Source organism: Paenimyroides tangerinum, from assembly GCF_003865405.1.
Lineage (GTDB): Bacteria > Bacteroidota > Bacteroidia > Flavobacteriales > Flavobacteriaceae > Flavobacterium > Flavobacterium tangerinum.
In genome coordinates this window covers 57,947-72,154 of the sequence record NZ_RQVQ01000011.1, presented here as the reverse complement: position 1 = coordinate 72,154, position 14,208 = coordinate 57,947, and the positions used below count along the sequence as shown (strand labels likewise).

Below are 14,208 nucleotides of genomic sequence, written 5' to 3'. Positions count from 1 at the left end.
GATTTAAATGATTTACAAAATTCTTGTCATAGATGATGATGTCTCTTTTTGTTCAATGATTAAAACTTTTCTGAATAAGAAAGGTTTTGAAACATCAGGAGTATTTTCTTTTTTGGAAGCAGAACAATTAATTAAGAAACAAAATTTTGATTTAGTTTTAACCGATGTGCGTTTGCCAGACAGCGACGGCGTTAAAATTCTTCAATTTGTAAAAGATATAAATCCAGAAATTCAAGTTATTTTAATGACGGGTTATGCCGATATTAAAACAGCTGTAAATGCAATGAAATTAGGTGCTTTTGATTATGTTTCAAAACCGATAAATTCGGATGAAATTTTACATACAATCAATCAAGCATTAATTAATAAATTAAATATTGCCGAAGAAAAATCGGAGCAAACTAAAGTTTCAAAAACATCGAGAAACAAACAGTTAAACGATTTATCTGTAGTTAAAGGAAAAAGTGAAGTTTCTTTAGAATTACATAAATATATCGATCTAGTTGCTCCGACAAATATTTCAGTTTTAGTTATTGGCGATAGTGGTACAGGAAAAGAAAATATCGCATTTTCAATTCATCAGCAAAGTAAAAGAGCTTCAAAACCTTATATTGCAGTTGATTGTGGTGCCATACCTAAAGAACTTGCCGCAAGTGAATTTTTTGGACATTTAAAAGGTTCTTTTACCGGTGCTATAAATGACAAAATTGGACATTTTGAAGCCGCTAATGGCGGAACTTTATTTTTGGATGAAGTTGGAAACTTATCTTATGAAGTTCAAGTTCAATTATTACGAGCTTTGCAAGAACGAAAAATAAAACCAATTGGAAGTAGTAAAGAAATAGATGTTGATATTCGTGTAATTGCAGCAACAAATGAAGACTTACAACGAGCTGTTCGAGAAGGAGAATTTCGAGAAGATTTATACCATCGATTAAATGAATTTTCGATTAAAGCTCCTCGATTATCTGAAAGGGAAAATGATATTTTACTTTTTGCTGATTTCTTTTTGAAACAATCCAATGCTGATTTAGAAAAAGAAATAATCGATTTTTCTGATGAAGTTAAATCAATTTTTCTTGATTATGATTGGCCTGGAAATTTACGCGAAATGCGAAACGTTATTAAACGTGCTGTGCTTTTAAGTTCATTAAATTACATTCAGAAAGAAGTTTTGCCTGAAGAATTTTTTAATACTAGTTCTTTAAATAAAACAACAAATATTTTATTAGACACTGAAGATGAATTTAAACTTTTTTCTTCAAAAAATGAAGAGAATACGATTATTACAGCCTTGGAAAAAGCTAAATTTAATAAAACTAAAGCTGCACAAATTCTAGGAATTGATAGGAAAACGCTTTATAATAAAATAAAATTATATAACATCGAGCTATAAATACAGCTCGTTGTTTTTTTAAAATTATTTATTTTTTATCATTATATTGTATGTAATAAATCAAACCACCTTAAAATGATAAAATTTGTATATTTTTTATCTTTTCTTACTTTGTTTACATGTAATGCACAGAATGATCAAAAATCTAGAAAAGACCAAATTATTCAGGAGCATATTTATGATTGTGCTGATAAGATAAATTTTTATAAGAATTTAGACGAATATCAAGAATGTATCGATGAAGGAATAAAAAAAGATTCTACTATTGCCTATTTATGGCAACAAAAAGCAATGCCTTATTTTAAACTAAAGCAATATGAAACTGGAATGAAACATCTAGACAAAGCTGTCATTTTAGATTCAAAAAGATATTTGGCTTACCGAGCTTTTATAAAGTGTATTTTTGTTAAAGACTATAAAGATGCGATAATTGATTTTCAAGAATGCATTAATAATTATGGAGATAGTTTTGAAATGGATCATTCTTATACTTTTTATATTGGATTATCTCATCTACAATTAAAAGATTTTATTAAGGCTGAATCAAGTTTTGAAGAAACAATTTCGAATCAAAAAAAGATGTTTAGTGAAGCACATCATTTAGATTTATTTTATCTAGGTGTAACAAAATATGAATTAGGAAAATATCAAGAGGCAATTACAATTTTTGATGAAGCATTAAATCAATACCCAAAATTTTCAGATGTAATTTATTATAAAGCTTTGGCATTAAATAAAATTAATGACAATAATTTAGAATCTTCAAAACTACTCAAACTAGCAAAAGAATATGCTTCTAAAGGTTTTACAATTAATGAAGATAATGCTATTTATGAAGATTATCCGTATAAAGTTAAATGGTAAACTTTACAAGACAAGTTTAAACTAAATGAAATCACAATTTAATTTTGTATCATAAAAAAATGCCCCAATAAGTATCTTACTTTTGGGGCATTAAATTTATTTATAAATCTAAACGATATGTTTTTCTTTCCTTATGTGTTAATGGATTGAATTGCTGCCAAAGTTGTTGAATTTTATTATTTTCAATTAGTAATGGATTTGTTTCTACTGTTTTTATTCCTCTTTTTTTAAATCTATTGTGTAAATCTCTAAAAATCAAGGCGTTTATACCTTTGTTTTGAAATTTAGGATCCACTCCAATTAAATAAAACTCTACGTGGTCATTTTTTTTCATTGCTCGTAATAAATGCCACCATCCAAAAGGAAGTAATTTTCCGTTTGCCTTTTGGAATGCTTTAGAGAATGAAGGCATTGTAATTCCAAATGCAATTATTTTTCCAAATTCATCGACAATACAACTAATAAAATCAGGATGAATAAAGTTCAAATATTTCTCTTTGTAATGGTCAATTTGAAATTGTTGAATTGGAACAAAACTTTGTAAACCTGCGTAACTTTTATTTAATAAACCAAACATTTCATCTACATAAGGTAAAACATCTTTAATAGATTCAAATTCTAGTGAACGAACTTTATATCTTTTTTCAATTAATGCAGAAATTTTTTCCATATCATACGATGCACTAATGTTTTTTAGTTCCATAGAATATTCAATCCATTCAGCTTCTGGTTTATAACCTAATTGTTCTAAATGTTTAGGATAATATTCATAATTATAAAAACCAATCATTGTGGCGATATAATTGAAACCTTCAGTCAACATTCCGGCTTTATCCATATTTGAAAATCCCATTGGACCTTCAATGTATTCAAGATTTTTTTCTTTTCCGAATTCAACGACTTTGTCCAACAAAGCTTTTGTAACATTGATGTCATCAATCATTTCTAACCAACCGAAACGCGCTTTACTTTTTTTAAGTTCATTGACTTCAGTCCAATTGATAATCGCTGCAACACGACCAACAATTTCATTATTTTTGTAAGCTAAATAATACTTTACATCAACAGTTTTAAAAATATCCTGATTTGGATTAAAACTTTTTAATTCTTCTTTTATGATCGAAGGAACCCAATATTTATTTCCTTTGTATAATTTAAATGGAAATTTCACAAAGTCTTCTAATTCCTTTTCAGATTTTATTTCTCTAACTTCTATCATTATAAAATATCTTCTACTTCGTTTGTTTGTTTGTATTTTTTATGGGTTCTCCAAGAAGCACCAATTTGACCGCTCATTTTGTGTGGTGTATTTCCAATAGTTGTTCCTCCAGAAATATCTAATTGCAGATTTTTATTTACCAAATAAGTGAATCCACCTCTAAGAATACAATCATCTTTAAAATTTTGTTTAACTCCTTCATATTTTCTAAAGAAACCTTGATTCTCAGCAAAAACGGACCAATTTTGACTAAAACCATAAGACAGTGTTGCAATATATCCGTAACTTCTAAAATCGTTATTTGTTGCGTTTTCAACGATTAAATTTGTTACAAAAGATAAATTATTATTGATATGTTGCTGTGTTATAATCATTCCTTTTAAAGTAGTTGCAGGCATATTTTTCGGGAAATAATTTTCATCACCTTTAAAATCAGCTCCAACATAAACTGCAACTGCAGGAACTAATCTTCGCCATTTGTATCTTTGATTTGCTTTCCAGCTATAAATATTTCGTTTTTCTACATAATTTCGATATGAATCGTAAACCATATATTTTGCACCAATCGATGTTTGTCTAAAACCACTAAAATTATTTTTCTGGTCAAAATTAACTTGTCGTGTATTATCAAATTTTACATCTGCAACAAATTCCAATTGTTCGAAAAAAGCACCATAACGAAATTGTAAATCAATTAAAGTATGGTTATTATATCGTTCATTACTGTATTCATCTTGTTGATATCCAAGTCCGCCTTCAATTTGCAGAATTGATTTGCTTACAGAATAAGCACCCATCGATAAACTTGGACGGTTAGAGTTGATTTCCTTTGTGTATTGTGCATTTGCAGCAAAACTTAAAAGAGAAATACAAAATAAATATATATATTTCATTGATTTGATTGAGTTATTCATATTCCTTTTTGATAAGAAAAAGTTCGTTTTTGTCATCAATATTCGGGAAACTTTGAACTACAAATTTAGTGCTTTCGAACTGATTTTTATAAGATTTGTTTTTTTCTTCGGCAGTTTTGTTTAAAACTATTGTGTTGAACAAAATGTATCCTTTTGGTTTTAAAATTTTCTTGATATTTGAAATAAAAGCTTCGGAATAAACAAAATCGGGCATAAAACAATCTTCAAAAATATCAATGATAATCAGGTCATAAATATGTTTAGTTTCTGTTACGAATATGTTTGCGTCTGCAAGAATTACTTCAAAATTTTGAATCTCATTTAAATGAAAATATTTTTCTGCAACTTTAATTACGACAGGATCAATTTCAATTCCGGTAATTTTTTTTTCGAACTTAAATTCACGAGTTAAAGTTTCTACAACACTACCGCCAGCAACTCCTAATAGCAAAATATGCTGCATTTGATTGATATTTTCTTTTCCAATTTTCAATAAACCTTTACGTAAAACCTTTTGCAGATTTCCGTAAGAATAATTTGTATGTTTTGTGTCCAAAACGAGTTTTCCGTTATTCCAAGTAAGTTCTAATTGTTCACTTACGTTTGAAGGAATAATTTCAATCGGAATTGGAATTAAATAACTTAGGAATTTCTTTATCATTTGATTTTATTGAAATTCAAATATAATAAAAGTTTACTTCGGTCGGTATGATTTAAAAGTTCCGTCTTTGTAAAAAAACAGAATTTGTTCTATATCTGAATCACTATTCAATATTGGTAGTGAAATTTTTTCTTCAGATGATTCAATCAGATTTGATTTTGAATGATCAATTTCGGCTTCAATGGGTTGAGATATTTCAGAATTTGAAATTTGTTCATTGACTAAATCCATTTCTTGGAATAGTTTTTCATCTCCTTTTTTTATATCAATTACTTCTTCTATTATAACTGAATTCAAAGTAGAGTCGGGGTTACTATTTTTATAAAATTGACCTTCACCTAAAGTTAACCAGGTTAGACTTATTTCTGGAAACGTTTCGTAAATTTTTAAAATGAAATCTAAACTAGGTTTGTTTCTCCCAGAAAGAATGTGTGACATGCTTGAACGTTGTACACCAATTTTGTCAGCAAATGAAGAAGCATTTAGTTGAAACTTCTCAAAAATATATAATAATCTTCTATCAAAATCCTTCATAATATTAATTTATTTGCTTTTTTTACAAATGTAAACAATTAAAAAGTGATTGCAAAATTTAAATTGTTATTGTTAATTTAGTTAAACTAAAAACTTAAATAAAACTATATTAAAAACTGATTTACAATATATTGTATTAAAAAATAATCTAAAAAAACCTAGTTTACAAATGTAACTTTAATAATTGTTACAATTGTGAATTCGGGATTTTGGAATTTTATTACAATTGTAATTCTTCTTTTTTTATAATAAGACAAAAAAAAATATTGACTAAATATCAATATTTTTTATAACTGTTTTTTTTAGTTTATGTTTCAATAAAATAGTTTTAATGTATCACCTTCTAAATATTTTCCTTCAGATTGTTTGATTAAAATTTTTTGATCGGCTGTAAAACCAATTGTTTCTCCATCTTTTAAAGCAATATTTTTTTTGATTACATAGCTTGCAATATTCAATATAAAAGTATGAATTTCATCTAATGATGATTTAGAATTTATAATTTCTAATTCTAATTTATTAAAATCTTTCAATCCAAAAGTGTAAATTGAGTTTCCAATTTCAGTTTTTCTGATTCCAATATAAATCCAAAGTGGAATCGGAATTTCGTTATTTTTAATATCATTATGAAAATCCAAATATTGTTTTCTTGGAATTAAAAGTGTTTGACTTCCTTGATAAACTCCAATTGATTTTGACGTTGATAAAATGGAAAAGATAACTTTTGAAAGTATAAAGTATCTTTCAAGATTTGTTTTGTTTCCATTCATAATTGAAACTATTGCATGACCATCGATATGTTTAATATCTTCAGTTACATTTTCCCAATTATAAGCATATTTTGCTGTAGGTTTAAGTTCTTGTTCAGGAATTGTTGATGGAATAAAAGCTAATGCCACAAGTTCTTCATCAATTGTTATAAAAGCAGTGTCGTTATTTCCTTCAACATTTGTTACATTTAAATTCCAGTCATTAATTAGATTTTGAGCGACTGTGTTTAGATCGTATCTGTTTTCATTTGTAAACAAAGGCATTGCCAAAAGCATTTTATTTTCTTCTGTAATTACTTCTGTTTCTTTCTTTTTAAATAAATTGAAAAATGCCATAATTATTTAATTTTATCAATTTTTAACCGTAAGTTAAAATTATATAGTATTTTATATTTTTAACTTAAAATTAAATAAATAATTCAATATATAAACTAAAGTAAATTATTTTTAGAAAATATTTTTTAATTAATTGATTATCTCAAAGTATAAACCAATTATCGCAAATAAAACCGGAAAAAAGAAAGCTAGAATTAAATTTATGTTCCTTAGTTTTTTTTCATTTTTCTTATTTAGTATAAACGCTTCGATTATCAAAAATAAAAACCAAAAAATATAAAATATAAATATGGCAATTGAAATCGCATAAAAATCACCTGTTGCACATTTTCTATTCGGATTAAGTCCTGATAATGCAACAATTGATGAAAGTATGATTCCAATAATTAAAAGAAGAATTCTAAGAAATGTATGTGTAATTGGGTTTTTCATTTATTCTAAATTTATTGATGAAAAAAAGTTTTTAAGATTTATCATCATAATATATCCAAAGTAAAACTGGTTTTTCAGTGTTTTTCAATTTTTCATCCAGATAAGTCATCGTATCATCATCAGTCACTGGACAACCATGACTAAAGCCCATTGGTAAATGAATTGGATAAATTTCAGTTGAAGAAACTGGTGTGTAAGAATGAAGAACAACAATGCGTTGAAAGGCATTATCATTAGTTTTTTCAAGCCCATGAAGTTTGTAATGTATATTAATTCCAAATTGACTATACGAACGCGCTCCAATCTTAAATTTACCAATTGAAGTTAATAAACTTCCTTCTTCGTTACTAAATTGTGGTTTTGAACCTGTACTTTTTTTATTTCCCTTTCCGCTTCCATGTGCGCAAAGTGAACTTCTTTCAATTTCGTTTTTCTTGAAATCGTAAACAAACATTCTGTTTTTTCCTGAATGAATATTCATGTCAATTAAAATACAAAAATCTGTGTTGAAGTTTTCTTCTTTACAATATTTCAAAGCTTCAACTGCTTTTGTTTTGATTTTTTCATTGAATTCTTTTTCTTCATTATTTTTAGTAATTGAAGTTGCACTATTTTTATTACAACCTATAATTACTATTAAAAGAATAAAAGCTATGATTGATTTAAGCATGTTTTATGATTTATTTGTAGAATTTATATTCAACATTCATTGTGTAGTTTTTTGAAGAATCTATATCATTAGGATACAAAATCTGAAAATCTATTTTTTTTAAGATTCCATCTTCAATTTTAAATGTATATTTTTTTGTTCGATTTATTCCGATATCTTCGATTATAAATTCATTATTTGTATTATTATAGATGTTTTTTTCGTTATAAATTAAGTTTTTAGCTCTTTTAGTAATATTTAAAGGAAGATTCCAATTTAAATTGCTAAAACAAATTGAATTCGGCACATTGTCCATATCGAGAAAAGTCTGACAATTTTGATCTTGATTAATATTTAATTTGTAATTCTTTATAAATGAATCATAACTGAATGTTTCTGTTTTCTCAAATACATTGGTTTCAAAAAAAACATTTTCATGTAATTCATAGGTTCTGATATAATTATCATTTTCTACAGAAATGGAATTTTCTTTGAATACAAAATAATTTTCTTCTAAAATTTGATCCTCATTTATTGTTGTTTTATTTAAAACGGGAATACCGTTTTTATATTGTATTTCACACTTTGTAATTTGAGTATTGTAATTTACCAATTGATTTAATTCATTGAAAATGAAAATTAATTTTTTATCAGGTTCTATTTCGATTGAAATTTCTTTTACTTTATTAAAGCTTAAAAAAGGAGTTGGTAAAAAATTGTCATCAAAAAAAGTGTTTATCAAAAAAAGATTTGTTTTCTCAATCAAAGCTTTAGTTGGAGTAGAAGGTGTTAAAAGTTTAGAAATCTCTTGCTCCACATTTGCAAATTCATTAATGTATGAAGATATTATATTTTCTCCAGATTGTTTTGAAAACAATTCAGAACTTAAAATAATATTATCATTTCTAATTATTTTACTTTTTGATTTACCATCCCAATAAATTATTCCTTCGTAGAAATTTTCTAAATCTAAAAAGTTTATTATTTCATTGGCATCATTTTTTATTTTTATGTATGTATTTTTATAAATTTTATGCAAATCGGCATTTTGAAAATTATTTTTAAGTTCAAATATTTCACGATCCATTATTTTACTGAATTTATACATATTATTTCTTAATTCAATATCAGTAGGTTGCGGGAAATTTTTATTAGAAATATTACGCTTATTTATTTTGTATGCGATGATTTGTGGTTTTCCGCTATTTAGAATTAATGTGTCACAAGTTAGGCAGACAATTTTATTTTTTTCTTCTATTTTAGTTGTGTTTCCACCAGTTGGAAAATATTCTTTGACAGGCTGTGAATATGAAAAAAAATGAAATAATAATAATAATAAAAGAATTAGAGTGTTTTTCATTTGGCTTTTAATTTTAAAAAAAATTGAGTAGATTTTTTTTTGGAAATATAATCACACAAAAAAATTGATGCATTTGAATATATTCCTGAAAAATATTGAGTTTCTTTAGTATGATTTTACGCATGAATTCGCGAAAACAAAATGTTTTGTGTGTATTTAATAACACAAATAGTGGAAATGTTTTTCATTTTATGTGGTTTGATTTAAGTTGGTTATGCTAATTTATTGAAAATATTAATATAAAATTCAGGTATATTTATTTTACTTTTTCAATCTTGATAAATCATGATTTCACAAAAAAACAAATCTCTTTTTCTTATATAGAATCATACGTTTTAAAGGTTTCGTTTTATAAGTAAAATCTAATTTCGAATAATTGTTTTTTATATTGTAAATTTTATTTAAAAAAATCCTAATTAAGTGTAACAAAAAAATAGTTTCGTTTACTAATTGTTAAATGAGATATTAATTCGGTTTGATTTTCTAAAATTAAAGTAGATTCAATTTATTTTTAGGATGTATATGAATTAATTCTTGCTTTAAGATTTAAAAAAAATATAAAAGCATAAAAAAATTATTATTTAAAAAAAAGAAATTATGAAAAAAGCAGTTTACTTATTTATGTTCTCGATGTTGACTTTAATTGGTTCAACAATTTATTCTAGCCAGCAAAATAAAAATGAAGGATGTAATTTATCGGGAAAATTAGTCGAAAATACAAGTAGTGAAGTTATAGATAATGCATTAGTTACAGTTTCTGAAAATGGAAAAGTTATTGCACAAACTACTGTTGAAGAAGATGGTTCATTTACTTTAAAAAATTTACCAAACCGATTATTAAGTTTAAGTATTGAAAACGTTGCTTACAACACTGTAAACAAAACTATAAATTTAGTTAATGCCTCAACTTTTGATTTCGGAAATATTTCTTTAGATACTCATATTACCATTTTAGAAGAAATGATTATACTAGTTAAAAGATAATATTTAAGATTTTATTTTATTCAATTTTTAAATGGTCAGAAGAAATTTTGACCATTTTTTATTTTTAAACGGGTATTTGTTGGGGTTACTTTGACGTATTTTCTCTTTCTAAAACATAATAAAATAATGCATCCTTTGTAAAGTCGAAATCATTTTAGTACAACAGCAGTAAGTTCTATAATAATCAAATCAAACGAGAAAGACAATTTCATTACAAAAACTAATGATTATTTAAATTCAAAATCAATCTAATTTAATTTTCAACTAATTAAATTGTTTATAAATTCACTTTTAAAAAAATAGTTTTAACATTTTAAAATAATACATTTGTAACATCAAATATTGACAATTATGATTTATAAATTCAGAGCGATTTTAGACGCTGAAGAAGATATTTTTAGAGACATCGCCATTTCTGATGACAATACATTAGAAGATTTACACAATGCTTTAGTAAATGCATTTGGATTCGATGGTTCAGAAGGTGGTTCGTTTTTCACTTGTGATGAAGATTGGATTCAAGATGAAGAAATTCCTTTATTTGATATGGGTGATGTTCCTGGTGAGCAAAAAACGATGGCAGATATTATTCTGTCTGAAATTTTATACGAAAATCAAACAAAGATTTTATATGTTTACGATCCATTTAATATGTGGACTTTCTTTGTTGAATTAGCCGCAGTTGAAAAAAATGATGAATCGGAAGAAACAGAACTTCCTGCTCTATTATTTGCGCATGGTGTTTTACCAGCAGAAGCTCCAGTTAAGGATTTCAATGCTCCAATATCTAACGATGATATGTTTGGTGATTTCGATGACGACTACGATGAAGAAGATTTTGATATGTTTGAAGGAGATGAAAATTATTCTGAAAACGGATACGATGATAATTTATATTAATATTATAACAAAATCAAACATTAAGAAAACTCAAAAGGTTTTCTTTTTTTAACATAATAATTTAGCAAAAAAAAAATCGCAATGATCAATTTATTCAATACACAAATCGAATCTTTATCGATTCATCGTGTGGGAAACAAAAGTAGAAATGAAGCTATATTTTTATCAGAAAACACGTTTACTGTGAATGATGAAATCATGCCATTATTGAAAGATTATTTCTTTAAATCGTTTCGTGAGAAAGAAGAGAATTACTTTCAATTTACACATGATGTAGATTTAGATTATAATGAAATGTATAATTTTGCAACAGAATTATTCAACAATCCGAGCAATTCACACGAAATTTCTAAAAAAATAACCAAGCATTTATTTGATCAATCTAACCATCCGCATATCAAAAACGGAGAAGTTTATGTTGCTCATTTAACCAATGTTTCAATCGATAATAATGTGGTTGATGCTATTGGGATTTTCAAAAGTGAGATAAAAGCAGATTTTTTACAATTCGAAGAAAACGGTTCAAACCTTGAAATGATACTTCAACAAGGAATTAATTTAAGTAAATTAGATAAAGGTTGTTTGATTTTCAATTACAAAAAAGAAGAAGGTTATAAAATCCTAACAATCGATAGCAACCGCTACGATGCACGTTATTGGTTAGAACATTTTTTATGTGTTGATGCTTTTCAGGATGAAAATTTCATGACCAAAAAATATTTAAAATTTGTTCAAGACTTCGCAAAAGATGTGGTTTTACCTGCAGAAGATAAAAAAGAAGAAGTGATGTTTATGAATCGTTCGGTTAATTATTTTGCGAAGAACGATGAATTTGAGGAAACGAATTTCTTAAACGAAGTTATTGATAATCCAGATTTACAAGCCGAATTCAAAAACTATAAAGTAGATCGTGGAGAAAAGTATTCGATTGAAGATACAACTAACTTCCCGATTGCAAACAATGCAGTTTCGGATGCACGTAAAAAAATTAAAAATGTAATTAATTTAGACACAAATGTTCAAATTAAATTAGATTTTATCAATGCAGAATCTGCAGAAAAATTTATCGAAAAAGGTTGGGATGAAGAAAAACAAATGTATTATTACTTGGTTTATTTCAACAAAGAACAAAAATCGAATTAATTTATCTTAATAGAAACAAAAAAGGAGTCGAAAATTTATTTCTACTCCTTTTTATATCAATCACCTTAAATCAAATATAAAAATCACTTTTTATTAGCTAAAATAGTTTTAGCAGATTCAACCCATTTTTCAGGACCACCTGCAACATATCCAACACTGCCTAGTTGCGAAAAATTAATTTTCTCGTTTTCTAATTGTGCATTTACAAACCAAATAGTTGGATAACCGCGAACACCAAAAACTTGTAAAATTTGAGCATTCTGAATTTTAAGTTTATCATCTTGAGCAGTTCTTCTTGGGAAATCTAATTCCAATAAAACAACATTGTCTTTTGCCCATTTTTTAAAATCGGGTTGAGTAAATACTTCTTGTTGTAATCGAATACACCAACCACACCAATCACTTCCTGTAAAAAAAAGCATTAAGGGTTTTTTAGATTTATTAGACTCGGTAATTGCTTTATTTGCATCGGTATGCCAAACTAATTCTTGTGCATTTGAAAACGAAGCAACTAATAAAAATAGAGCTATAACAATTTTTGCTTTCATAACATTTGATATTTTTTAAAGATAAATATATAAAAAATTCCTAACAAAAAACATATTTATTAAGAATTCAAGTTACATTTAAAAAAATTACTCATTATAAATAGTTTTTTTGTTTAAAATAAAAAATTATACTGAATTATTAGTAAGATTTGTTCTGATTAATAATTCGTTTTAATTTTCTATCAATAAAAATGATTTTGTTCAAAATTAAAAAAGATTGAATTTTAAAATCGCATCGCTTATTATCTCATTATGATCAAAAGCAGTGGGAGGTAAGTTGTTTATTTTAAACCAGTTAACATCTTTAGCATCATCTGCTGCTTTAGCAATAACATCTTTATCAACTTCTGCATAAAATGCGATACTAACTACATGACTTCTTGGGTCTCGAAACGGTTTACCGTAAGCACCAATTTGCAAAACATCATTTACTTGTATAGAAGTTTCTTCAAGTAATTCGCGTTTAGCAGCTGTTACTAAATCTTCATTTTCATCAACAAAACCACCAGGTAAAGCCCAACAATCCATAAAAGGTTCTTTTAGTCGTTTTATTAAAAGAATTTCAAATTGGTTATCAACTTTACGAATTACAACATTATCTACTGTTACAAATATTTTTGAAATGTACATATTATATGTTTTTATATTGAGAATATAAAACAAATATAATAGCAAAAACAGCTAAAATAATTCCAATAATATTCTTTTTTGATAATTTTTCTTTGAATATGAATACGCCTAAAACTGTAGCTAATGAAATGACACCAAAATTCATAACTGCAAAAACAGTTGACGGTTGATCGTTATATATTTTATGAGCATTCAAATAAAAGTAAATATTTAAAAAATTTAAACAGCCTAAAATTAAACCATATAAAAATATTTTTTTGTTTATTTCAAACTTTGTTTTTTTTATAAAAATCGAAACTATAAGTGAAGTAAAAAAACAACCAATAAAAATAAAAAAAAGATAAGTTGTGAATGGTTGAGTTTTTTGAATGGCTATTTGCTTGAAAAGTACATCAATAATTCCATAACCTAAAAAAACAAATCCTAAATAAATTGAATTTGATTTTACAGTTTGGTTTGATTTATAAAGCATTAGAATTACAGAAGTAAAACCTAATATAATTCCAATCCATTTAAATAAAGAAATTGATTCTCCAAAAATCAAAAAAGAAGCAGAAATTGGAATTATTAAAGATATTCTTTGAGCAATATCAGTTTTGATTATTCCAGATTTATTGATAGATAAATTTAAAATATAGAAAACTGTTGGCATTAATATTATCAAAGGAATTAATATTGAATAATTTAAATTAAAGCTTGAAATGTTAATATCAAATAAACTGTAACACAGAAAGATTGAAACTAAATAGTTTAAAGTAATCATAGTAAAACCTTCAGAGAAACTAGGTTTTGTTTTTTTAAATAAAATTCCAACAAAAACGCTACAAAAAATACTTATCAATAAATATATCATTATAATTATTTTAAA

General features: G+C 25.9%; 16 protein-coding genes. 5 read left to right on the top strand and 11 right to left on the bottom strand.

Annotated features, from left to right (window positions below; genetic code table 11):
- Window positions 1-7: 7 nt before the first annotated feature.
- On the top strand, window positions 8-1,396 hold the full coding sequence (locus tag EG240_RS06445) for a sigma-54-dependent transcriptional regulator (protein ID WP_125018575.1): 1,389 nt from the start codon (window positions 8-10) through the stop codon (window positions 1,394-1,396).
- A gap of 75 nt (window positions 1,397-1,471) precedes the next feature.
- Window positions 1,472-2,260, top strand: coding sequence for a tetratricopeptide repeat protein (locus EG240_RS06440; protein ID WP_125018574.1), 789 nt, complete (start codon window positions 1,472-1,474; stop codon window positions 2,258-2,260).
- Between the two features lie 100 nt (window positions 2,261-2,360).
- Here EG240_RS06440 and EG240_RS06435 read toward each other — a convergent pair whose 3' ends face one another.
- From EG240_RS06435 to EG240_RS06400, 8 genes are all read right to left on the bottom strand, one after another.
- On the bottom strand, window positions 2,361-3,479 hold the full coding sequence (locus EG240_RS06435) for a GNAT family N-acetyltransferase (RefSeq protein WP_125018573.1): 1,119 nt from the start codon (window positions 3,477-3,479) through the stop codon (window positions 2,361-2,363).
- Window positions 3,479-4,372: a transporter gene (locus EG240_RS06430; protein ID WP_158611996.1), complete on the bottom strand. Its 894-nt coding sequence runs from the start codon at window positions 4,370-4,372 to the stop codon at window positions 3,479-3,481. The genes EG240_RS06435 and EG240_RS06430 overlap by 1 nt, the downstream gene beginning before the upstream one ends.
- Before the next feature lie 13 nt (window positions 4,373-4,385).
- The gene (locus EG240_RS06425) at window positions 4,386-5,054 is read right to left on the bottom strand and encodes a spermidine synthase (protein ID WP_125018571.1); all 669 of its coding nucleotides are present in this window, start codon (window positions 5,052-5,054) and stop codon (window positions 4,386-4,388) included.
- 33 nt (window positions 5,055-5,087) lie between these two features.
- Entirely contained in the window at window positions 5,088-5,588 is a 501-nt protein-coding gene (locus EG240_RS06420; protein WP_125018570.1) for a helix-turn-helix domain-containing protein, read from the bottom strand.
- Window positions 5,589-5,902: 314 nt separating this feature from the next.
- A complete protein-coding gene (locus tag EG240_RS06415) occupies window positions 5,903-6,694 on the bottom strand; it encodes a DUF4261 domain-containing protein (protein ID WP_125018569.1) in 792 nt (263 codons plus the stop codon).
- A gap of 129 nt (window positions 6,695-6,823) precedes the next feature.
- Window positions 6,824-7,126: a hypothetical protein gene (locus EG240_RS06410; protein ID WP_125018568.1), complete on the bottom strand. Its 303-nt coding sequence runs from the start codon at window positions 7,124-7,126 to the stop codon at window positions 6,824-6,826.
- A gap of 31 nt (window positions 7,127-7,157) precedes the next feature.
- Window positions 7,158-7,796, bottom strand: a complete 639-nt coding sequence (locus EG240_RS06405) for a murein L,D-transpeptidase catalytic domain-containing protein (RefSeq protein WP_125018567.1) — start codon at window positions 7,794-7,796, stop codon at window positions 7,158-7,160.
- A 10-nt stretch (window positions 7,797-7,806) separates the two neighbouring features.
- Window positions 7,807-9,135, bottom strand: coding sequence for a hypothetical protein (locus tag EG240_RS06400; RefSeq protein WP_125018566.1), 1,329 nt, complete (start codon window positions 9,133-9,135; stop codon window positions 7,807-7,809).
- 597 nt (window positions 9,136-9,732) lie between these two features.
- Between EG240_RS06400 and EG240_RS06395 the strand changes: the two genes are divergently transcribed.
- The 3 genes from EG240_RS06395 to EG240_RS06385 all read left to right on the top strand — a co-directional run bounded on the left by EG240_RS06395 (window position 9,733) and on the right by EG240_RS06385 (window position 12,162).
- Window positions 9,733-10,119, top strand: a complete 387-nt coding sequence (locus EG240_RS06395) for a carboxypeptidase regulatory-like domain-containing protein (protein ID WP_125018565.1) — start codon at window positions 9,733-9,735, stop codon at window positions 10,117-10,119.
- A gap of 351 nt (window positions 10,120-10,470) precedes the next feature.
- Window positions 10,471-11,019, top strand: coding sequence for an IS1096 element passenger TnpR family protein (locus EG240_RS06390; RefSeq protein WP_125018564.1), 549 nt, complete (start codon window positions 10,471-10,473; stop codon window positions 11,017-11,019).
- An 81-nt stretch (window positions 11,020-11,100) separates the two neighbouring features.
- On the top strand, window positions 11,101-12,162 hold the full coding sequence (locus tag EG240_RS06385; RefSeq protein WP_125018563.1) for a nucleoid-associated protein: 1,062 nt from the start codon (window positions 11,101-11,103) through the stop codon (window positions 12,160-12,162).
- Window positions 12,163-12,245: 83 nt separating this feature from the next.
- Here EG240_RS06385 and EG240_RS06380 read toward each other — a convergent pair whose 3' ends face one another.
- From EG240_RS06380 to EG240_RS06370, 3 genes are all read right to left on the bottom strand, one after another.
- The gene (locus EG240_RS06380) at window positions 12,246-12,710 is read right to left on the bottom strand and encodes a thioredoxin family protein (protein WP_125018562.1); all 465 of its coding nucleotides are present in this window, start codon (window positions 12,708-12,710) and stop codon (window positions 12,246-12,248) included.
- A 207-nt stretch (window positions 12,711-12,917) separates the two neighbouring features.
- The gene (locus EG240_RS06375) at window positions 12,918-13,340 is read right to left on the bottom strand and encodes an NUDIX domain-containing protein (protein ID WP_125018561.1); all 423 of its coding nucleotides are present in this window, start codon (window positions 13,338-13,340) and stop codon (window positions 12,918-12,920) included.
- Window position 13,341: 1 nt separating this feature from the next.
- Entirely contained in the window at window positions 13,342-14,193 is an 852-nt protein-coding gene (locus EG240_RS06370; RefSeq protein WP_125018560.1) for a DMT family transporter, read from the bottom strand.
- Window positions 14,194-14,208 lie beyond the last annotated feature (15 nt).

Excerpts from the sequence above, each read along its gene's own strand:
- EG240_RS06445 (WP_125018575.1), top strand. The coding sequence starts at position 8 with ATGATTTACAAAATTCTTGTCATAGATGATGATGTCTCTTTTTGTTCA.
- EG240_RS06385 (WP_125018563.1), top strand. The coding sequence starts at position 11,101 with ATGATCAATTTATTCAATACACAAATCGAATCTTTATCGATTCATCGT.
- EG240_RS06420 (WP_125018570.1), bottom strand. The coding sequence starts at position 5,588 with ATGAAGGATTTTGATAGAAGATTATTATATATTTTTGAGAAGTTTCAA.
- EG240_RS06405 (WP_125018567.1), bottom strand. The coding sequence starts at position 7,796 with ATGCTTAAATCAATCATAGCTTTTATTCTTTTAATAGTAATTATAGGT.
- EG240_RS06395 (WP_125018565.1), top strand. The coding sequence starts at position 9,733 with ATGAAAAAAGCAGTTTACTTATTTATGTTCTCGATGTTGACTTTAATT.
- EG240_RS06370 (WP_125018560.1), bottom strand. The coding sequence starts at position 14,193 with ATGATATATTTATTGATAAGTATTTTTTGTAGCGTTTTTGTTGGAATT.
- EG240_RS06380 (WP_125018562.1), bottom strand. The coding sequence starts at position 12,710 with ATGAAAGCAAAAATTGTTATAGCTCTATTTTTATTAGTTGCTTCGTTT.
- EG240_RS06425 (WP_125018571.1), bottom strand. The coding sequence starts at position 5,054 with ATGATAAAGAAATTCCTAAGTTATTTAATTCCAATTCCGATTGAAATT.
- EG240_RS06435 (WP_125018573.1), bottom strand. The coding sequence starts at position 3,479 with ATGATAGAAGTTAGAGAAATAAAATCTGAAAAGGAATTAGAAGACTTT.
- EG240_RS06430 (WP_158611996.1), bottom strand. The coding sequence starts at position 4,372 with ATGAAATATATATATTTATTTTGTATTTCTCTTTTAAGTTTTGCTGCA.
- EG240_RS06410 (WP_125018568.1), bottom strand. The coding sequence starts at position 7,126 with ATGAAAAACCCAATTACACATACATTTCTTAGAATTCTTCTTTTAATT.
- EG240_RS06390 (WP_125018564.1), top strand. The coding sequence starts at position 10,471 with ATGATTTATAAATTCAGAGCGATTTTAGACGCTGAAGAAGATATTTTT.
- EG240_RS06440 (WP_125018574.1), top strand. The coding sequence starts at position 1,472 with ATGATAAAATTTGTATATTTTTTATCTTTTCTTACTTTGTTTACATGT.
- EG240_RS06400 (WP_125018566.1), bottom strand. The coding sequence starts at position 9,135 with ATGAAAAACACTCTAATTCTTTTATTATTATTATTATTTCATTTTTTT.
- EG240_RS06415 (WP_125018569.1), bottom strand. The coding sequence starts at position 6,694 with ATGGCATTTTTCAATTTATTTAAAAAGAAAGAAACAGAAGTAATTACA.
- EG240_RS06375 (WP_125018561.1), bottom strand. The coding sequence starts at position 13,340 with ATGTACATTTCAAAAATATTTGTAACAGTAGATAATGTTGTAATTCGT.